Here is a 20,213-nt window from a genome sequence, read left to right as displayed (position 1 = left end):
AAGGGACATGTAAAGAGGAACACTTATAAAAAACGTGTTCCTCCTAATACGTGCAAATGATTCGATACGTTTCAGTAGGCCGAATTTTTTACCATGACAGCACTGTTGCCATTAACATGCCCACTTCTGCTGCAATATCATCGTAATCACGCATGGGCAGCGGATTTACGCCTAGACCGACTTCAACGGTAAACCCCGGTTTACCAAATCGCTGTATAAACCAATCCTTGTACCCTGCATCGCTCCCACCCAGCTTTACCGCCCGGTAACCTGTTGCGGCAGCTAGCCGTAAGGCCCAATCTCGGCTCTCCTTAGGCTCTAGATCCCGATAATTCCAATAGATCTCCTGTCCCTGACTGTGTATAGATAACACCATGTCGAACTGTTCGCGCTCCGTCAGATCGGCAAGCGCCTTAGACTCCGGTTCAGACAAAGGTGCAGGCCCTGCATAGTCTCGTCGAGACGGACCTGTTTTACCGCGTCTGCGCACCTCTTCTTCCCAATATGCCGGAAATTGATCGTTGAGGTCGACACCACGAATATTCGCCTTCCAACCGCGATAATCAGCACGTCCTTCATTCCACTTTTTGAGGTCATGATACAACGGATGAGTTGGGAGTATACCTTGTTGCACCAGCTCTACCCCATCCGGGTTGACCATCGGAACCACCCATAAGGATGTATGCTCCAGCAAATCCCGCGGAGAACCTCCATACACCCATTGAGTGGCCCCTACATGTTCTTCAGTCCCACCGATCCCTTGTGCATATTGCTCTATAAAACGCAGCAAACAAGGCGTCGTCAGCCATTCATTAGCATGAACTGAAGCATTGGCGTGAATTTTACGCGTTCCCTGCCCAATACGTACATAAGGAATATCCTTCCCCATGACACTGGTTCCAATGCTGCCAACTTCAATAAACGGATATCTGCGGGCCAAGGCCGCTAGGTCTTCCTTTAAATCTTCATATCCATACTCTCCACGTAATCGTACAATCTGATCCTGATGGTCTTCAGGAATAACAATAGTTTTTCCTTCCATAAAATCATGCTCCGCAAGTCCGGGGTTGGCTAGCCGTAACTCATCAAGCTCCACACCAAACTGCTTGGCAATCTGTCTTGCATACTCACCAGGCTGAATAACGTATTTACGATCCGTAGACGGACGAATATATAACACTTGACCACTAATCAGATAGGGTTGCGTGGCGGCCCACGGATTATCTGCGATCAAAGTATCCGCCGATAGTTTAAAAGCCGAGGCGACCCGGTGCAATGTATCTCCTTTTTGAACGATATATTCCCTCATCTTCTACGCCCCTTCCATCTGCCTTACTGCATGTTATGCAAACGCGGCGTGTCTTGATGTAGCGAAAAGCAAAACAGCCGACTTCTTTTGTCCAATGACAAAAAGTCAGCTGTCTCGTTAATCCAGATTGGTGACTTGCCAGACAACAGGCGTTTGGCGAATTTGCTCCCCGAGCCACTGTGCGGCAATGCGCTGGAACAATTCAGGATCGCCGGAACAAAAAAGCTGATGTACCGGCGTTTCATCCCCAGCTTCCAACTTGCCTTTATTATACAAAATGGTACTCGTCTCACGCGCCGTTTCATCTGCCGAGCTAATGAGCTTTACTGCAGGCCCCATGACTTCTTGAATCGTTTCCTTCAAAAAAGGATAATGCGTACAACCAAGAATCAGACAATCAATCGGATACGTTTGAATAGGTCTCAATGTCTCCTCCACAACCTGCGATGTCGTCTTGGAGCGGAATAATCCTTGTTCCACCAATGGAACAAGCGCAGGACAAGCATGGCTCACCACGTCTACGTAAGGAGACAATTGCTTGAGCGCAGCTGTATACGCTCCGCTTCGAATCGTACCGACAGTCCCAATCACCCCGACATGCCCGGTAGCAGTCGCGCTAATCGCAGCACGAGCCCCGGGGTGAATGACTCCGATCACCGGAATGGATACCTTTTGGCTTATATAGTCCAATGCCGCGGCAGTAGCCGTGTTACAAGCAATAATAATGACTTTCGGATCAAATTGAATCAGAAAATCAACCATTTGCTCTGTAAATTTTTTAACCTCTTCCGATGGTCGGGGGCCATACGGAGTGCGCGCAGTGTCTCCAAAATAAATGATTTTTTCCCGTGGAAGCTGACGCATGACTTCTTTAACAACCGTCAAACCTCCTACACCGGAATCCAATATTGCAATCGCTTGCTGCACGTACACACCGCTTCCTTTTTTGTTCAAATATGAGTTGTTTCATCTCGGAAAGCTATCCGTTGCTACATACCTTATGTCGTATCAGTGTAAAAGGTACCCCAAAAGATTACCCTAAAACGAGGAAGTGATCAATAAAAAGGCTCCATCCCAACGGGAGAAGCCACGAATTCAAACCGTATTCAGTGTTTCACCTATTTTTTACAGACCGTTACAGAGCATTTTTTTCCGTATCTTCTTGAGCAGTCGCTGATGAAATACTAACCTCAGGAATCATTTCACCTTTTTTACGCCATTGCCCAATTTCATGAATGACGGCTGAGGCTGTTTCCTTAATTTTGTCAGTATACTCAATTGAGGTGTCTGAAATTTTCCCCGCTAGCTCCTGTCCCTTATCACTTACGTTGCGCGCCTGATCTGTAATATTCTGACGCAGCTCACGACCTGACTTAGGGGCAAATAACAAAGCAGCAACCGAACCAACAATGCTGCCTGCCAACGCGCCTCGGATAAAACTTTTGCAGTTCTCCTTCATCATCATCTCTCCCTTGTGCCCGGGCGAATGCCCATCTGTTAGTGCATTATAAGCACGGGGAGCTTGTCATGATACAGAAAACAAGCCTGAAAAGTTTTACTTTTTTTTAGAGCGGATACGATACAGGCAGCAACGGCCCCCATCTGCCAAACAATCCTCACGAACAACCTCGGCATCAAGTAGCTCCTCAAACATTTGCTGCTCGCATTCACAAGCCTTGCGGTAACGGCCTGCAATTTGAGAGATAGGACAATTGTATTCCACAATAGAGTAGCTACCATCCTCTTCCTCGCGCCACTCTGCCATATATCCGGAAGCATTCTGGATGCCCGAAAGCTTTTCCACACGTGAAGCCAGTGTAGTCTCCCCCTCTATATGAGGGGCGTAACGCTTCATCATTTTACGTTTTCTACCATCAAACAGCGAGTAAACAGCTTCCATTCCCTGCTCTTCATCCAGTTCCTCTAACAGTTCCAGTAACAGATGATCATAATTACGAGGGAACTGCTCGCTTCCCTGCTCGCTCAGGCTGTATAAAAACGTCGGGCGTCCCATCGCCTGTCTCACGATCGTAGCCACGATCAGACCATCCTGCTCCATCAATTTGAGATGCCTACGCACTCCCATTTCGGTAATGCCCAATTGAGCTGCCAAGCTTCCGACGCCCACAGGTCCCTGGGTTTTCAATAATGTCATGATCATGCGCCTAGTGGGCATTTCGGGTACGATATACTTATCCGTCACTTTTGCCTTTACACTCCCTCGGGCTGGGGACCCAATTCCTTATTTAAATAATCATGCACATTAGAAGCAAAAAGCTCCAGCAACCCAGGTAGCTTAGATGTAAGCGGGTGAAGGCTCGTCCGGTCCCAATGGAAATACTCCTGCACTAAGGGTTTACGTAAGCCTACCAGCTCTACTAGCGAATGAAATACGGTATCATCCAGTACACCTTCCTCATGAATGATACCGATAATATCCTCATAGCTACTGGCGTCACGCATAATAAATCCGTCGATGATATAGCTTCCTACGTCCGTTACCGTCTCAATGGCCAGATGAAGACAGCGCTCCTGCACTAGCCCCTGCAACAGATCACCGTTCCAGGCAGCAGAAGTCTGCCGAAGTCCGGCGACAATGTCGGGAACAGCCCCTAGTCGAAGCTCAATTTGTTCCCGGTTGACATAATACAAGATCCTGCACCTCCAGTACCGCTTTAGATTTCATAATCAACTGCGATAGATACATCCTTCACTTCATTCATGTGTACAATAATTTCCTGGTGCACAGGGTGTACCTGATACGTTTGCAAATCCTCCAGTGTTTCGACAACAGCGGTAAGGGAAATATCATAAGAACGTTCCGAACGAATCACATCCGTACCTACTTCGAGTGACAGCAGCTCTTTGATTTTGCCGTTCATGCTGCGCAAAATGGATGCTGTGTGCTCAATGCTTTCGGGGGAGCGGTCTTTCAATTTGAACAAAACAATATGTTTAATCATGCGTATAGGCTCCTTATCTTAAAATGTTCTCTTGAAAATTTTATCATAACGCCCCACATACGGAAAGAAACTTTGTAATTCTAGCGATCTTTTCCACCATTTTTTCCATCAGACTCCTTGTCCTTTAATAGGGCAAAAAAATTCTTGAGCTTCGGTGGGAGCGGTAGACCCATTCGTGAACAGTTTTCCGTAATAGAGATCAATTCATTGGATAAATAAAAGTACGTTGTTGCCCCTTTCATGATTTCGGTACCCATCAGGAGGTCCACATGATGCGCCAAAGAAATTACCATTAGCATTAAAGCCTTTCTCGCCAACCCCCAAAAGCCGGCTTTACTGCTTAAACCTTGCCCAGTCTTAATTGCTGCGGCGACTCCAGTCACATAATCGACAGCCATTGCAACCGTGAATAGCACCATTAGCTGATTCCAGCCGCCAAAGGCAAACGTAATAAAGGCTCCTGCGGTAGCACAAATCATACTAAACATACTCGGATTAATATTCATACCTTCCTCCTCTCGGGGCGGTTACTGTAATATATGCAGCGACGTGATAACCCGTAAAGTCATATGACCTGTGCATAGACGTGAATTCATAGATTCATATAAACCATGCTGCAAACTTCACATTTTCGAGCAAATACAACAAAAAGACACCTTTTCAACCACTATACAAATGGTTGAAAAGGTGCCTTTTCTTTCATGCTATTCAATTAACGATGATCATTCCAAAAATTAAGCGGGGTCAGGTTATCATTCAACGGCTCGAACGAATATCCTTCTTTCTGCAAGGCCGCCATGATTTGTGGAAGCACCTTGATCGTAGATGGCTTATCATGCATAAGAACGACTGGTGTTCTGCCTTGCTTTTTCAGTCTCTTAATATCACTCAGGACCGTCTGTACAAAATGCTGTGGATTTTTAGTATAACGCCAATCATTGGAATCGATGTTCCAGTCCCAAATATGATAACCTGCACCCGTCAGTTGATCACGATATGCTTTCTTCAAATACGGTTTGCTGCCATAAGGTGTACGAATCAAAGAAGTGCGTTTCCCTGTGGCCTTAAATAAAATGTCGTTATCCTGATTCATCTCTGCCAATGCTGCTGCCGGGGATGCATAGATCCTTTTCACCTGGTGTGTCATCCCATGGAGGCCCAAACCATGCCCTGCGTCTACCATTCTCTTCATCACTGCGCTATGTTGGCGAATTTCAGGTCCCAGCATGAAGAAAGTAGCCTTCGCATTATATTTGTCCAAAATATCCAGCAGCTGCGACGTATGCGCTGTAGGACCATCATCGAAGCTCAAATAAATCGTACGGCTGGATGATGAGGCAGTTCCATTGTTGCCTGTATTGCTGGCTTTGCCCGGTTTGACAGCTGTATACTGTTTAATTTCTGCCGCGAATGTATTCAAGAACTGAGCATCAGACAAACTAGCGTTTGCATTCTGAATTCGATACAGATTACTTGTAGGAACCGTAATAGTGAAGCCGAATGCATCGGTCAAAGTGCGAATTGGCACCATCGTGCGTCCTCCACGCTCGAACACATCCCCCTTGTTCAAATCCAGCGTAAAGCTGCGATTATGTCCAGTCAGCACCAATGTATTTCCATTGGCAGAAGTAGAAATGCCCATCTTTTGCCCTAATGTAACGATGGGTACATACAACTTATCATTTTCCATTACGGGCTTAACCGTATTAGAATCTAGCAACACATCATTGACCCCCAGCAAAGGAGCCTTCGCTTGTGCACTCGCCGTATTCGTATGTATACCTAGCAAACCCAAACAACAGATTACCATCAAGCATACAGCCATCCATTTTACGTTTAAAAGCTTCATTCATTACACCATCCTGTGCTGTATTTTATAATGTGCGGGAGCTATCTCTAGCTTGTCTATGAAGTTATACAGACATGACGATATAGACATGGCAATATAGACATTCACTCAACATAAAGAACATAAACGCATCTCAACCGACTGAACCGGACGTCTTTTGGCCCCCTATATATATTAATAGATTACCAGACTATAGTAGGTAAATATAGTAAAACAATTTGAAAACAATCTCGCAACCCCACTGCCAGAGAAGGTTACAAATTTGTGAATAAATCAATTGAGTTCAGAAGAATAAAAATGGAATGGATTGTATGCCTTCTCCTGTGAAGAAGCTATATCCCTCAAATGTCAAAGTTATGTTACTAGATTTATAGAATTATACTGGGACGCAAAAAAAAAGCACCTGAAATCACCATAAGGAATTTCAAGTGCTTTATAATTTAGTTTTAAGTTACTCGTATAGTCGTCCTTTGCAGCTTTGATAATGACATAATATACACGCGTTGAAAACTGGTTATTGCTAAACAAGCGAGGATTAGTCACGTTTGTGGTCTAATAAAGCCCCTTCTCGAAAAAAGGAATTTTCATCTTCCTCATTATTTGGCTTCAGGAAAATTATCCTTGATTGGTGGGGTAGAGTCCCAGCTTATCAGTTTAATATGGTACTTATCAAGTAATTCATTTGAATTGGAAAATTGAGTGTTAATAGTCCTTCCATCATTTTCGAAAACCCTTCCATCTTTTTTAATGATAATGCCTTCTTGTTCAATAAATATAGAGTCAGCAACGGTTTGCTGATACTCGTCGGTGCTATCCAAATCACCCATATAGTACTCTGCAATCCCTGGATAATAGGATATTTCTATTCTGCTATTGACTTCTAGCACCGGTAGTAATCTATCTCCACCGGCTAATCTTTCCTTCCACTTACGATATTTGCCGCGAGCTTCATTTGAACCAATGCCATCATATTCGCATATTAAAGTATCTTGAATAACCTTTCGTTGCCCATTAATTTCATATTCCAAACGAAATGGAAATTTCCCATATGTGATTTCAGGGTGTGAAGGATTAGGTTCTAATTGATTCCCTATGAATATTAGAAGCCAAGGTAAAGCAATGAACGCTATGATTGCAAATGCCAACAACAACGGAATGCTTAGTAATAACAATGTTTTTTTCACTTTCATTTATACCTCTTCTCCTTCAAAGCATTTTTTACTGAGTCCATTTTATATACATATCTGGTTGCGGTTGCGGTATAGTTCTTAACACTAAACCATATTTAGCTAGTGAAGGTACTGCAGGATTAACAGTGATGGCATTTTTATTAGCCTCTGTAATCCTTACAATTGTAAGAGAAGAACATGTTACCTCCATTTCCATTATAAATGTCACATTTTAATATATCGGCACCTTAAACTTCCATTTTTATAGGCCAAATGGACCTTATTTTCCATAAACCGGTTAAGCCCATGGGATTAAAAGAAAATCAGGAGAGGAGCCACTTGCAAACCCCCCTTCGGGTATAGTAGTATGTGTTTAAAAAAATCGGAGGGTATATGCCTAAACAACAAGATAAACATTCCATTCAGGCGTGGTCTCTGATCAATCGCAAATATTTGGGAAAAGGCGTGCGTGTCAAACGTTTTCGTAAACCAACACGCTGTCAAGTGCGCAATCGCGTTTTGCTTGCCGTTTTGATGGCTAATGACATTAAACTGTCCCAACTTGCCGAGGAGCTTTCCATTTCCTCCCGTAGTGTCAGTGCGTGGGTATATGAAGGTCGCATTCCCGGCAACACTAATCTGGAAAAGACGTGTAATACACTTGGTTATCCGCACCATATCCTATTTAATGAAGAGGTTGTCCGGCGTTCACCACTCATCTGTCAACCAGCGCCGTCCCGTTTTATGAAACGGACTGTGACTCGTTCTCCGGTTAAAAATCGGATTTTGGCGGGTCTATGCATGGTACATGATATTTCGGTGACCGATGTGAGTCATTGGATTGGAGTTCACCCCGGTACATTTCGGAAATGGTTGCATCAGGGTACCGTTCCTTCGCAAACCTTCCAGGATCAGGCGGAACAGTTTTTCCGTATTCCAAAATCCATTTTGTTTGCTGATGCCATGCTGAAAAAGTAAAAATGTCCGTAAAAGAGAAATGATTGTAATTTTCATGAAAGTCTTTGAAAGGAACGCATTACCATCTTTCATTCGCTGAGACTTTCACATCATGTAATTTCACAGAATATAAAATGCAAAAAGCACAGTCTGCCGATTCCTCGGTGTACTGTGCTTTTTAGATAACAGAGCATTTAAATATTTCTTGCTTATATTTATCAGTATCTTAAGAATGAATGCTTGCCGCTTCAGTTGAACGTCCGGCTTCTTCCTTAATGGACTTTAGCTTTTTCATCACCGGGTTGCCTCCACGTCCAAAGTAGTAGTGAAGACGGCAGTATTCCTCGTACAGCTTATCATACACGGTCGCGTTCTCAGGGATCGGCTTGAAGCTCTCGTCCCGTACACGTGCCATATGACGCGCTGCTTCGACGATATCATTGTACCCTCCAGTTTAAGCTCCCGCAGCCACTGCTGCGAACATGGCCGCACCCAGCGCAGGAGTTTGGGTGGAAGCTGCAACCTTAAATTCCCGTCCGGTTACGTCAGTATAAATTTGCATCAGCAGATGATTTTTCTGCGGCAATTCAACGCATGCATACAATACGTCTACTGGCATGCCGTTATGATGGAATGCATCGACAATTTTATGTGTTCCGAACGCAGTTGCTTCCAGCAACGTACGATACACTTCCTCTGGCTTCGTCAGCAACGTATACCCGAGAATAAGTCCCTGTCAGGTTGGTGTCGACCAACAGAGAACAGTTACAGGCCGATCGTAATGACCCTTTATCCTTGGTTCCGCTTTCATTATATACTTGTACGTACAACTCAGCTAACCTTTTTATGTTTTTTCGATAGATTTATGTACTTATTTTCAGAAAAGATATAACAATAACAGTCTATTTCTGCAATCCAGAAAACAGACTGTTCGGTATGGCGAGAACCATGCCCATCAAATATGAAGCGTTACAGCTGTATACTTACTAACCTGTCCTTACATGTTAAGTAATAAAAGTGACTGATCTCCCAGCCTAGTGTTCTCCAGACATGATCTGGACAGGCCCCGTAGATTCACGAACGATGAGCTCAGGCGGTAGAATTAACTGACGATCTTCTTCATGGTACCCCTTCTCTTCAATCATCGACAGCATGGTATCGGCAGCACGTAACCCCAATTCTTCCTTTGGATGCCGAATTGTCGTTAGCTTGATTTCTGTTGCTGTCGCCAAAAACGAATCATCAAACCCAACCAGCGATAGATCATTGGGTATATTCAAACCCGCCGAACGTACAATATCCAGGAGTCGAACAGCCAACTCATCATTATAGGTCATCCATCCAGTAGGACGCTCCCCCGCCTCCATCGCCAGCAGCCTCGACGCACGTTGTAGCGGAATCTCATTTTTTTCTTCTGTCCGGTAAGTCGTTACTGCGTTCGGGTGTAATGTCACTCCATATTTGCGGTGAGCGGCCACAAATCCCTTCATACGAAGAATCCCCTGCATATCATCGGTTTTGAAAAATCCGGCCAAGCGTCGATGTCCCAGTTTAATCAGATGCTCGGCCGCCAAAAAACCACCCTTTTCATCATCTACTCGCAGACATGGCGCATCCATTTCCTCATAACGCGCATTGATCATCAAATAAGGGATTTGGCGATTTTCCACGGTTAAATAATAGTTCAGATTGGGGTTACGCTCTCCACTTTTGGTCGGTTCAATAATAATTCCGCTCAGCGGTTGACTTAACAGCATTTCCAGGCACTGACTTTCTTGCTCAGGGTCATTACCTGTACTTGACAGCAGCATCTTGTAGCCCTGGCGACTCAATTTGGATTCAATTCCCTGTACAATGGATGGGAAAATATAATCCGAAATATAGGTTGTAATGACTCCAACAATCTTTGGATCTTCGGGCTGTTTACTGTCACGTGTCGCAACAAAGGTTCCCTTGCCCTGCATCCGAAACAGCCAGCCTTCCTGCACCAGCTCACCCAGCGCCTGACGCACCGTTTGTCGACTAACGGCAAAACGTTCAGACATTTCATGCTCAGATGGAAGCTGACTTTGCGGCTCAAGTCTGGATGAATGAATCCAGGACAAAATTTCCTGTTTAACTTGTATATATTTTGGCGCCATAATTTCCTCCGTACTCGCAATATCGTGTACCTGTTTATATTCCACGATTATAGCATACCGTTCATTTGTACATACAAATGTCACAGGAGCAGGATATCCTCGTATTGCTGCCGGAGGTGTAAACCCATTCGCTTATCCCTTCCTTACCACACAAGATTGGCTGAATATCTAAAGACAATTTGCGTAGATGTTGCACATTACGAACGAAGCAATTGATGTTCGTTCATATACTTGAGTCCAGTATAGCGATCACGCAAGGTATGAGCCGTGCGCAATGCACGAGCGAGCTGTTCCTCCGTAACTCCCAGCTCGGCAATGGTAGATGGGCCTCCAACCTGAGCCAGCCATGCACGCATCTGCTCCGACGTAGGCAAAGCCTGATACACCTTAAAAGCCTCTACATCCTGACTGGCTGCTAAATCCCTGTACAGGTCAGACAGCAATGCGGATGCTACGCCTACTTTGGCACCATGCAAAACTTGCTTGCGTCCCTCTGCAATAAAATCCATTTCAATTCGATGGGAAATATGATGCTCTCCCCCTGACGCTGGACGGGAATGATCTATCATCAGCATCGAAATACCGGATGCAATCAGCGCATTCATCAATACCTCGACACCAGCCTTGCTGCCTGCCGCAATCTCATCGACATGCTCTACACAGGCACGCAAAGCCTCCTCGGTAATGCGATTAGCCACAGGCGAATACGGCTCGTTTCCCAAATCTCTGGAAACATGCCAGTCCGCTAGTGAGGTGAACTTACCAAGCATATCGCCAAAACCTGCGGCAGTCATCGTCTGTGGCGCATTTGCCAGCACGGACAAATCAGCAAAGATCGCCTCTGGCGGAACTGCTTGGAATGTCTGCTTGCTGCCGTCCACAATCAGTGGTGCGCCTGCGGAGGTAAAACCATCCACCGAAGCAGCCGTCGGTACTGACAAGAAGGGACGATTCATTTTATAACATACGAAGCGAACCAGATCATGAATCGTGCCAGAACCTACAGCAAGTACAGCCTGACTCTTATCCGCCACACCCAGCAGCACTTTCATAATGTAGATTTCATCAGCAATGACATCCCCTACAGCATTCGGAGGTAAACGGACTACATCAACTGTCAAACCTGCCTCACGGATCAGCTCAGCCACTCTTTTTCCTGCCGCAACCGAAGTATGCTCATCTTCTACCAGAGTTACATGACGATAATCCTGTTGGTTCAAATAAGGAACAACAGCCTCCAATGCTCCATCTCGTACCTCGATAAACAATTCAACCTTTCGGTGAGGATGATCAGCGTTACTAGCCTGCGCCTCTTCATTCCACAGCTTGATCTGTTCATTCATATTCATTTCATCAGCCTCCTGAAAAAGGAATAATTTGCACAAGAATGATACATAATGATTAATAGATTCCGTTTGAAAACGATTACTATTTAATTGTACGCACAAGTGTGTGTCTAAGTCCAGAGAAAAAGTACAAGTTACTTTTTAATTTATACATTTGAAAGGAACATGTTTATGAAATTTGGAACGGATATTGCCTGCGCACTTGGGTTACTGGCAGGTACAACGTTTGGCAGTGGTATTGCATTTTTGTTCGGCTGGCAAGCTTACCGGGCCCTGACTTCTGTTGCAATCTTTGGCATTGCGGGGATTATCATTACCATTGCCGTTTTTCGCTTGCTGCACCGTAAGTCGCTTTCCACGTCTAATTCTCGATAAATGCTGTTAGTGAAACGAGTGCAACTTGTATTTTGCTAGAATACATAAAAAAACGGGCCTCTTAAGCCAATTGCATCGCTTGAGAGTACCCGTTTTTATTTTACACATATTTACTTATGAAGTCGTGTCTACCTCTGGGTTAACATCTAATTCATAATCAATTTCATCAAACCCGAATCCAAATAATTGGAGGAAATCCAGACGGTATTGTTCGAGATCGCCCAATTCAGATACATTTTCTGTAGTGATTTCAGACCAAGCTGCTTTGACAGCCTGCTGCACATCGTCTCTCATTTCCCAGTTATCCAGACGGATGCGCCCTTCTTCATCCGTTTCCACCGTGGACCCACTGTATAGCGTCTCGAACAGACGTTGTGCCTGCTCAATACATCCCTCGTGCAGTCCCTTTTCCTTCATGACCTTAAACAGCAAAGAAATATACAATGGTACGACTGGAATAGCCGAACTGGATTGTGTAACCAAAGCTTTATTCACAGAAACGTAGGCTTTTCCATGATAACGTTCCAGTTGCTTTGTTAGAGTATGTGCTGTAGCTTCCAAATCATTTTTAGCTTGGCCAATGGTTCCTTTACGATAGATAGCCTCCGTAATTTCGGGACCAATATACGAGTAAGCCAGTGTGGTTACCCCTTCAGCCAGCAGATCAGCTTCTTCCAACGCTTTTAGCCACAAGGACCAATCTTCGCCACCCATTACCGTGATGGTGTTCTCAATTTCCTCCTGCGTAGCCGGTTCCAGCGTAATTTCTGATACGACACCTGTATTCGTATTCACTGTTTTATTAGAAAAAGACTGTCCGATAGGCTTGAGAACGGAATTAAAAGTTTCACCCGTATCGGGATGTGTCCGTCGCGGTGAAGCGACACTATACACAATCAGGTCTACCTTGCCCAGCTTTTCCTTTACCAGCTTCAATGTCTCCTGCTTAATTTCATGAGAAAAAGCATCTCCATTAATGCTTTCTGCTATGTAGCCAGCTGCTCTGGCCGCTCTTTCAAAGGCTACTGTATTATACCAGCCTGCTGAAGCCGTGCGCCCCTCTGATGCGGGACGTTCATAGGATACCCCTACGGTATCCGCTCCCAGCCCAAAGCTCGCAGCAATACGAGAAGCCAGCCCATATCCAGTAGATGCTCCGATCACAAGTACCTTTTTAGCTCCTTGTATTGATGTACTGTCTTTGATGTAGTTGATCTGACGATTAACATGAGCCGCACATCCTGCAGGATGTGCAGTCGTACATATGAAACCACGAATTTTCGGTTTAATAATCATTGTAAATGGTCCCCCTACTTTGGCATTCATTTAATATGGATGGAATGGTTGTCCAGTCATTACTATATAGCAAATCAGCTTGCGGCTCAACATATAACATAGCACTTGAAGGCAGCCGAAGAAAACCGCCGCAAACATCGTAGTCTATAACGCTTTTTTACTCCACTATTCATTTTGAATCATATTCTAACAACATCACATCTTCTCCTTGCTGTTGTCTTATTTTGATATTAGCTCTTCCCCAAGAACACATTAAGTCAATAATTTCATTTGCTGTAATTCCATATTCCGTTATATAATACTCCACTTTTGGAGGCATTTGATTATACACATGTCTACCTATGATACCATCCTTTTCAAGTTCACGAAGTTGCTGTATAAGAACCTTTTGAGAAATGCCCGGAATACTACGCTGTAATTCACTCGTCCTTTTTTTACCAGACATTAATAAACATATGATTAATGATTTCCATTTACCTCCGATGATCTCAAGTGTTGCTTCTATGCCTAAATTATATTGTTTCATAGTACCACCTTTTCAACGCTAAAAATAACAAAGTTTATCTAATCTATAATTGCATATCATCACTCTAAGTCCAATGCACACTTTCAAGTAACTATCTTACTTTATTGTGTGTATTTACTTTTTTTAAAGCATACAGAATAATAATAGAGCATCTACAAAGGCAAATATGTTACGTAAGAAAGGTGATTTATGATGAAGACTCTCGTGATTTTAGCACATCCGAATATTGAAGATTCCAGAGTAAATCAAAGATGGAAACAAGAATTACTTCAGTATACCAATAAAATTACAATTCATGAGATTTATAAAGAGTATCCAAACTGGAGCATTGATGTTTTGAGAGAGCAAAAGTTACTTGAAACACATAGTAATATCATATTTCAATTCCCTTTATATTGGTATAGTTACCCACCTTTATTAAAAAAGTGGTTTGATGATGTTTTTACTCACGGATGGGCTTATGGTTCACAAGGTGATAAGTTAAAAGGAAAGAAGCTAGGGATAGCCATGTCCATCGGCGATAAAAAAGAAAATTACTTACCTACTGGTTCCGTTTCTTTCACTGTTGATGAAGTTATAGCACCTTTTAAAGCAAGCGCAGTACATGTTGGCGCCATAACATTACCCTATTTCGCTGTCTTTGGAGCCTCGTTTCAAGCAAGCGACGAAGACATTAATCAGAGTGCAAAGGATTATATCAAATATATATTTCAGTATAAATAAAATAGTTATAATAGTACACGCATCTTAACCATATAAAAACAGGCTCTTGGTGGCATCCAGCCAATCCAAGAACCTGTAAATGTTAGGCATGATGCGGTCGAGAGGACTCGAACCTCCACGGGGGGTTAGCCCACACGGACCTGAACCGTGCGCGTCTGCCAATTCCGCCACGACCGCATATTATGTATTCACACCGATGTTTTTCAATCACGGTAATTTAGATTATATCTTCCATAGAACATAAAATCAAGCTATTTTTATCTTATATTTTCTATGAATCATTCCCGTAAATATAAGAAAATCACTGGATATCACAAACCAGATATGGTAAAATGGGTTCATCAGGAAAGGAGGTGCGTCAACATCAATAATCACATGTTGAACGTATCCCTTACCCGGTCCGTTATTCTCTAATTTACAGAGTTAACGGAGGCGCGGGATACGGATCAAAGCTTTAATTAAGCGCCACGGGTAAAAAGACCGTCCTCGGACGGTCTTTTTTATTTCAACATCATCTATAAGATTACATACTGTACTGTGAAGAGGTGACACGATGTCGATTAGACCCGCAAATGTGGAAGAGCTCAACAAGTTGGCAGCCATCTGGCTAGATGCTTCCATAGAAGCCCATCATTTTATTGCTCCGCAGTATTGGACATCCCAAGTTACCGAGATGGAAAACAGGTACCTTCCTCTCGCTCAAAACTACGTTATCATACAAGATGATCATAGCATTGGCGGCTTCGTTTCCATGTTGGATGGATACTTGGCGGCTCTGTTTATACGTGTTGATTCTCAAAGAAAGGGCTATGGCAAGCTACTATTAGATTGGGTGAAGAAGCAGCATGACGAAATTCAATTAAAGGTGTATCAGTCAAACACGAAAGCATTTAACTTTTATACTAAAAATGGATTTACCGTTCAAGCAGAATCTGTGGATGCCGAAACTGACGAGAAAGAATTTGTAATGGTATGGACAAAACATGAACGATAATGAAGTACCTTTAGCTATATAGTCTTCTTATTTAACCCATAGACCTCGGTATATAAAATCTCTTTACACGGAGCAAAATCCTGTTCAGCCAACGCACCTGGATAGCTCATAATTTGAAGCCGCAGATCAGCCTGTCCTTTTCTTAAAGGGGGCTGTACATAGTCAAAATGGTTCAGATGAAACCCCAAACGTTCATAAAAACCAATTCTTCTCTGAGTCCATTCATCCACTGGTGGCTCAACTTCCAGCACTACCGGTTTACCGGACTGTAAAATAAACTTGCTCATAAGCTCTTTACCTAACCCGCCACCCCGTATAGCCGAATCTACGGCAATATGCTCTACAAACCGAAAATCTGTAAACTCCCAGCCCGCCAAAAAAGCTATTGTTTGCCCTTGTTCGTCTTTTTTGGTAAGTAAACGATAACACGGATGATGAAGAAGAGCCCTCTGTGACTCGAATGTCCTGCATTCCGTTTCAGGAAAAGAAGCCTCCATAATCGCATATACTTGAGAGAATTCAAGTTCATTCATTTATACTTTCAACTCCTCTAACGTTAACTTGTTGGTCTACTAATGTTATTTACATTACGGCCCTAACCCTTTAGACCTTGTTTAATTCCATAAGCGTCAGCAATATGTGTTCCAACAGCTCTGGAATGTCTTCCATCTGATCTTCGTTAATTTGTCTGGAAAATCGGAGTTCAATCCTGTTTTGGTATGTAGATGTCTTCTCTCCGTAAATCTGACTTAACATCTGTACTGGGCGAAGATCGGGCTTCCAAATTTCAGTCAGTATACTTTCAATTTGGCTGCATTGTGTGTCAATCTCTCGAATCTTCATATGAAAATACAACAACAAGCTACACCCCGGAGTTTGATCTTCTATTTCCAGAATTTCTGCAGCCAGGTTGTTTAAATCCATCTTTAGTCGAAGCTCTGCCGTCACACCCGGCTGTTCTCTCAGACTGAATTGGACAGCAAATTCACGTGACATCACGGACATTTCCAATCTGTCGATCCGCTGAGTAATGTCAATACGTGAATCCAAATTATCCAGATCATAAACTGCATTTTCCATGGCTACTTTTAAATTATCAAAAACGGTTGGGTCGAACATGTGTAATTCACCTCTGCCTATCGCTACAATTTATTTCCCAAATCATGTCCAAATTTGTTCCTAATCCAATGAGTATACCATATATATTTTCCTCCAAGAAATGTGACCTTTAAACGGAACTCCTGGGACAAACTTGTGAACATGCAAAATGCAATTCTGTAACAAAATATTCTATTATATTTATTTTATTGATAAATATTCCTTTTTATTATTCCAATTTGCTGGTGATTGATATACAATTAACTCAGAAATAATTACTAATATATTCATATAATTGAATATAAATCCCAAAAAAAGAGAGGACTCTTATTCATGAAAAAAATGTTGTTGGCTTCATTAGGTTTTGCACTTATGCTAAGTACTTCTGCTGGTGTCGCATTAGCGGAAGAAGCAAATTCCGTACCAGCCGCCAAGGAATCAACTCTTGCCTCTTCACTTACAGGTAATGAACAGGAGCCAAATGATGATTTTGACCAAGCTAACGAATTTTTAATAGGTGATGCTTTCATTGGAACCCTCGGTAAAGAGGGGGTGCCCGGAGTCTGGGAAGCCTACGATGTATATAGATTTAAGGCTTTTGAATCACAAGAAGTTCATTTTACAATTCAGGGAGACATATATCCTGATTCCTGGTTGCAACTGACTATTTACGATAGTAATGGTCAAAGAATTAAACGTTCAAGAAACGGCCAATACTTTTTAAATACAGATGTTGAAAAAGGTAAGTGGTACTACCTAGCCGTCGATGCGCCAGGACTTCAACCTTACACAGGAAAAACATTCTTTTATAAAGTCTCTTCTGAAGTTGTAGAGTAAACTATTTAAAATCATGTACCTTATCAAGTAGTTAAATCATTATTTAATGCCTGCTGTTGTATTGGATACATACAAAAGGCACATACAGAAGGCACATATAAAAATCAATAAATCACTAACTACGTCGAAAAGCCGCGTCCCTATCTCAAGGGGCGAGGCTTTTGTAGTTCATTCATCTTCGGTACAGTCATTTAATCCTGCCTATTCCTTACGACAAACGCGAGCTAAAGTCCTCGTAGGAGAACTGACGGATTACCTTAATGCCTTCTTCGTCGTTGTAGCTGGCGATGGCTGGCAGGTTGACTCCGTTGAACATGTGGTTTTTGACCATCGTGTAATGGGCCATGTCGCAGAATACAAGCTTGTCTCCTGGCTTCAATGGCTCTTTAAAGGAATAGTCTCCAATTACATCTCCGGCCAAGCACGTAAGCCCACCAAGTCTATAAGTATGTGCATACTCACCAGGTTTGCCTGCATCAATGATATTCGGGCGGTAAGGCATAGCCAGCACATCAGGCATATGACATTCAGCCGAAGTATCCAGAATGGCAATATCCATTCCGTTCTTCATCGTATCCAATACAGTAGCCACCAGATATCCAGTATTCAAAGCAATAGCTTCGCCCGGCTCCAGATAAACCTGCACACCATATTTATCCTGAAAATATTGAATACAGCGTACCAGCGTGTCCAGATCATAGTCTTCTCTGGTAATATGGTGACCGCCGCCGAAATTGAGCCATTTCATGTTTTTAATGTATGGCCCGAATTTCTCATCCACGACTTTAATGGTGCGCTCCAGCGTATCTGAATTCTGTTCACACATCGTATGAAAATGAATACCGTCCACGCCATCCAGATCCTCAGGTCTAAAGTTAGCCAGAGTCACACCCATTCTGGAGTTGTTGTAGCAAGGATCATACAACGGCGTTTCGATTTCCGAATACTCTGGATTCACTCGAATGCCGATGTCGATTTTTTTGGAAGTTACGCCTTGCACTCTGCTTTTGTAGCGTTTCAGTTGATCAAAGGAGTTGAAAACAATATGGTCAACATACTCCAATAGCTCATCAAATTCACTGTCAACATAAGCAGGTGCGTATACGTGAACTTCCTTGTCCATTTTTTCGCGACCAAGTCTAGCCTCAAACAACGAACTGGAGGTTACCCCTTTTAAGTATTTGCCAACCAGAGGAAAGGTCGAAAACATCGAAAATCCCTTAAGAGCGAGCAAAATACTGCAGCCTGTCCGTTCTTGAACGGAATTTAAAACCTCAAGGTTTTTGACAAGAAGTCTTTCGTCAACAAGATAACAAGGTGATGGAAGTCCTGTAATATCAATATTCATCGCAGACCTCAATCAAGCAACGTTGGCGTAAAGTTCTCTTGCCATGGCAATCCGTGTTTATTTAGGGCTTCCATAAATGGATCTGGATCAAATTCCTCAACATTGTAAACGCCTGGTTTTTTCCAGATACCTTTGATAATAAGCATTGCGCCGATCATGGCAGGAACACCAGTGGTGTAAGAAATGGCTTGGGAGCCAACTTCTGCATAACATTCCTCATGATCACAAACATTGTAAACATAATACGTTTTTGGTTTTCCATCTTTCATACCTTGGATGATGCAACCAATGTTTGTTTTGCCTTTTGTTCTTGGACCCAGAGAAGCCGGATCTGGCAAAATAGCCTTCAGGAATTGCAGTGGAATGATTTGTTGTCCTTCGTAATCAATAGGCTCGATCGAAGTCATGCCTACGTTTTGAAGTACATTCAAATGATTCAGATAATTGTCCGAGAATGTCATCCAGAAGCGGATTTTTTTCACGCCTTTAATATTCACTGCAAGAGATTCCAGTTCTTCATGGTACAAAAGATATATATTTTTCGGTCCAATTTCAGGAAGGTCGTATACCTTTTTCTCAGAAAGTGGCTCAGTTTCAATCCATTCTCCGTTTTCAAAGTAACGGCCCTTCGCCGTAATTTCACGAATATTGATTTCCGGATTAAAATTAGTTGCAAAAGGATATCCGTGGTCCCCTGCATTCGCATCCACAATATCAATCGTATGAATTTCATCAAAGTAGTGCTTTTGAGCATAAGCCGTAAATACTCCAGTCACGCCTGGATCAAAACCGCTGCCCAGCAGAGCTGTAATTCCTGCTTTTTCGAATCTTTCTTTGTAGGCCCATTGCCAGCTGTATTCAAACTTCGGCGTATCCGGCGGTTCATAGTTCGCCGTATCAACGTAATGAACACCTGTCTCAAGGCAAGCATCCATTATCGTCAAATCCTGATAAGGGAGAGCCACATTGATAACTACATCCGGTTGAAAGCTTCGAATCAAGTCAATGACCATGTCGGTGTTGTCAGCATCAAGCTGAGCCGTTTGTATCTTCGTACGACCTCCACCCAGCTTCTCTTTAAGCGCATCGCATTTCTCAACAGTTCTGCTTGCGATACAAATTTCTTCAAATACATCTGGGTTTTGGCAACATTTATGCACCACAACGCTGGCCACGCCACCGGCGCCAATAATCAATGCTTTTCCCAAAATAAATAACCTCCTTATTCCATACGCTAATCGCTAATCATTCTTGCAAACAAAATGATTATAAAGACATCCCA

General features: G+C 43.1%; 22 protein-coding genes, 1 tRNA gene and 1 pseudogene. 5 read left to right on the top strand and 19 right to left on the bottom strand.

Annotation, left to right across the window (positions count from 1 at the left end):
- Window positions 1-88: 88 nt before the first annotated feature.
- The 9 genes from MKY35_RS08595 to MKY35_RS08555 all read right to left on the bottom strand — a co-directional run bounded on the left by MKY35_RS08595 (window position 89) and on the right by MKY35_RS08555 (window position 7,311).
- The gene (locus MKY35_RS08595; RefSeq protein ID WP_342446131.1) at window positions 89-1,309 is read right to left on the bottom strand and encodes a M14 family zinc carboxypeptidase; all 1,221 of its coding nucleotides are present in this window, start codon (window positions 1,307-1,309) and stop codon (window positions 89-91) included.
- Between the two features lie 117 nt (window positions 1,310-1,426).
- Window positions 1,427-2,236: a glutamate racemase gene (gene racE / locus MKY35_RS08590; protein WP_023987989.1), complete on the bottom strand. Its 810-nt coding sequence runs from the start codon at window positions 2,234-2,236 to the stop codon at window positions 1,427-1,429.
- A gap of 208 nt (window positions 2,237-2,444) precedes the next feature.
- Window positions 2,445-2,768, bottom strand: coding sequence for a YtxH domain-containing protein (locus MKY35_RS08585; protein WP_342446130.1), 324 nt, complete (start codon window positions 2,766-2,768; stop codon window positions 2,445-2,447).
- Between the two features lie 96 nt (window positions 2,769-2,864).
- A complete protein-coding gene (locus tag MKY35_RS08580; RefSeq protein WP_029516682.1) occupies window positions 2,865-3,512 on the bottom strand; it encodes a metalloregulator ArsR/SmtB family transcription factor in 648 nt (215 codons plus the stop codon).
- Window positions 3,513-3,520: 8 nt separating this feature from the next.
- Window positions 3,521-3,961, bottom strand: coding sequence for a HepT-like ribonuclease domain-containing protein (locus MKY35_RS08575; protein WP_039269973.1), 441 nt, complete (start codon window positions 3,959-3,961; stop codon window positions 3,521-3,523).
- Window positions 3,962-3,984: 23 nt separating this feature from the next.
- Window positions 3,985-4,272: a Dabb family protein gene (locus MKY35_RS08570; RefSeq protein ID WP_013309679.1), complete on the bottom strand. Its 288-nt coding sequence runs from the start codon at window positions 4,270-4,272 to the stop codon at window positions 3,985-3,987.
- Between the two features lie 80 nt (window positions 4,273-4,352).
- A complete protein-coding gene (locus MKY35_RS08565; protein WP_316243524.1) occupies window positions 4,353-4,778 on the bottom strand; it encodes a phage holin family protein in 426 nt (141 codons plus the stop codon).
- A 206-nt stretch (window positions 4,779-4,984) separates the two neighbouring features.
- The gene (locus tag MKY35_RS08560) at window positions 4,985-6,121 is read right to left on the bottom strand and encodes a polysaccharide deacetylase family protein (protein ID WP_342446129.1); all 1,137 of its coding nucleotides are present in this window, start codon (window positions 6,119-6,121) and stop codon (window positions 4,985-4,987) included.
- 596 nt (window positions 6,122-6,717) lie between these two features.
- Complete coding sequence (locus tag MKY35_RS08555; RefSeq protein ID WP_342446128.1) at window positions 6,718-7,311, bottom strand: hypothetical protein; 594 nt, start codon at window positions 7,309-7,311, stop codon at window positions 6,718-6,720.
- Between the two features lie 372 nt (window positions 7,312-7,683).
- Between MKY35_RS08555 and MKY35_RS08550 the strand changes: the two genes are divergently transcribed.
- Window positions 7,684-8,268: a helix-turn-helix transcriptional regulator gene (locus tag MKY35_RS08550; RefSeq protein WP_007429779.1), complete on the top strand. Its 585-nt coding sequence runs from the start codon at window positions 7,684-7,686 to the stop codon at window positions 8,266-8,268.
- Window positions 8,269-8,473: 205 nt separating this feature from the next.
- Here the strand turns inward: MKY35_RS08550 and MKY35_RS08545 are convergent.
- From MKY35_RS08545 to MKY35_RS08535, 3 genes and pseudogenes are all read right to left on the bottom strand, one after another.
- Window positions 8,474-9,014: pseudogene (locus MKY35_RS08545) on the bottom strand (FGGY-family carbohydrate kinase); the annotation flags it as partial.
- Window positions 9,015-9,281: 267 nt separating this feature from the next.
- Window positions 9,282-10,388, bottom strand: a complete 1,107-nt coding sequence (locus tag MKY35_RS08540) for a GntR family transcriptional regulator (protein WP_342446127.1) — start codon at window positions 10,386-10,388, stop codon at window positions 9,282-9,284.
- Between the two features lie 197 nt (window positions 10,389-10,585).
- Window positions 10,586-11,737, bottom strand: a complete 1,152-nt coding sequence (locus MKY35_RS08535; protein WP_342446126.1) for a sn-glycerol-1-phosphate dehydrogenase — start codon at window positions 11,735-11,737, stop codon at window positions 10,586-10,588.
- Between the two features lie 168 nt (window positions 11,738-11,905).
- Here MKY35_RS08535 and MKY35_RS08530 point away from each other — a divergent pair, with 168 nt between their 5' ends.
- Entirely contained in the window at window positions 11,906-12,109 is a 204-nt protein-coding gene (locus MKY35_RS08530) for a hypothetical protein (RefSeq protein ID WP_069011059.1), read from the top strand.
- Between the two features lie 114 nt (window positions 12,110-12,223).
- On the opposite strand, the gene fabV is transcribed toward MKY35_RS08530, so the two are convergent.
- Together fabV and MKY35_RS08520 are read right to left on the bottom strand one after the other, a co-directional pair.
- The gene (gene fabV / locus MKY35_RS08525; protein ID WP_029516672.1) at window positions 12,224-13,405 is read right to left on the bottom strand and encodes an enoyl-ACP reductase FabV; all 1,182 of its coding nucleotides are present in this window, start codon (window positions 13,403-13,405) and stop codon (window positions 12,224-12,226) included.
- Window positions 13,406-13,574: 169 nt separating this feature from the next.
- Window positions 13,575-13,931, bottom strand: coding sequence for a helix-turn-helix domain-containing protein (locus MKY35_RS08520; protein ID WP_342446125.1), 357 nt, complete (start codon window positions 13,929-13,931; stop codon window positions 13,575-13,577).
- Window positions 13,932-14,123: 192 nt separating this feature from the next.
- Here MKY35_RS08520 and MKY35_RS08515 point away from each other — a divergent pair, with 192 nt between their 5' ends.
- Window positions 14,124-14,654 carry an NAD(P)H-dependent oxidoreductase gene (locus MKY35_RS08515; RefSeq protein WP_342446124.1) on the top strand — a complete coding sequence of 177 codons (531 nt, stop codon included), beginning with the start codon at window positions 14,124-14,126 and terminating at the stop codon, window positions 14,652-14,654.
- A gap of 92 nt (window positions 14,655-14,746) precedes the next feature.
- Here MKY35_RS08515 and MKY35_RS08510 read toward each other — a convergent pair.
- Window positions 14,747-14,831 (bottom strand) — tRNA-Leu (locus MKY35_RS08510).
- A 376-nt stretch (window positions 14,832-15,207) separates the two neighbouring features.
- Between MKY35_RS08510 and MKY35_RS08505 the strand changes: the two genes are divergently transcribed.
- A complete protein-coding gene (locus MKY35_RS08505) occupies window positions 15,208-15,648 on the top strand; it encodes an N-acetyltransferase (RefSeq protein ID WP_342446123.1) in 441 nt (146 codons plus the stop codon).
- A 14-nt stretch (window positions 15,649-15,662) separates the two neighbouring features.
- Here MKY35_RS08505 and MKY35_RS08500 read toward each other — a convergent pair whose 3' ends face one another.
- The gene (locus tag MKY35_RS08500; RefSeq protein WP_342446122.1) at window positions 15,663-16,181 is read right to left on the bottom strand and encodes a GNAT family N-acetyltransferase; all 519 of its coding nucleotides are present in this window, start codon (window positions 16,179-16,181) and stop codon (window positions 15,663-15,665) included.
- Between the two features lie 70 nt (window positions 16,182-16,251).
- Window positions 16,252-16,767, bottom strand: a complete 516-nt coding sequence (locus MKY35_RS08495; protein ID WP_342446121.1) for a hypothetical protein — start codon at window positions 16,765-16,767, stop codon at window positions 16,252-16,254.
- 312 nt (window positions 16,768-17,079) lie between these two features.
- On the opposite strand from MKY35_RS08495, the gene MKY35_RS08490 reads away from it, so the two are divergent.
- Entirely contained in the window at window positions 17,080-17,583 is a 504-nt protein-coding gene (locus MKY35_RS08490) for a hypothetical protein (protein ID WP_342446120.1), read from the top strand.
- Window positions 17,584-17,791: 208 nt separating this feature from the next.
- Here the strand turns inward: MKY35_RS08490 and nspC are convergent, their stop codons facing one another.
- Both nspC and MKY35_RS08480 read right to left on the bottom strand, forming a co-directional pair.
- Entirely contained in the window at window positions 17,792-18,931 is a 1,140-nt protein-coding gene (nspC, locus tag MKY35_RS08485) for a carboxynorspermidine decarboxylase (RefSeq protein ID WP_029516665.1), read from the bottom strand.
- Window positions 18,932-18,939: 8 nt separating this feature from the next.
- Window positions 18,940-20,139, bottom strand: a complete 1,200-nt coding sequence (locus MKY35_RS08480) for a saccharopine dehydrogenase family protein (RefSeq protein ID WP_209949814.1) — start codon at window positions 20,137-20,139, stop codon at window positions 18,940-18,942.
- Window positions 20,140-20,213 lie beyond the last annotated feature (74 nt).

Source organism: Paenibacillus sp. FSL L8-0638, from assembly GCF_038593075.1.
GTDB classification, from domain to species: Bacteria; Bacillota; Bacilli; order Paenibacillales; family Paenibacillaceae; genus Paenibacillus; species Paenibacillus polymyxa_D.
The sequence above is the reverse complement of the archived record's forward strand: the minus strand, read 5'-3'. Positions and strand labels throughout refer to the sequence as shown.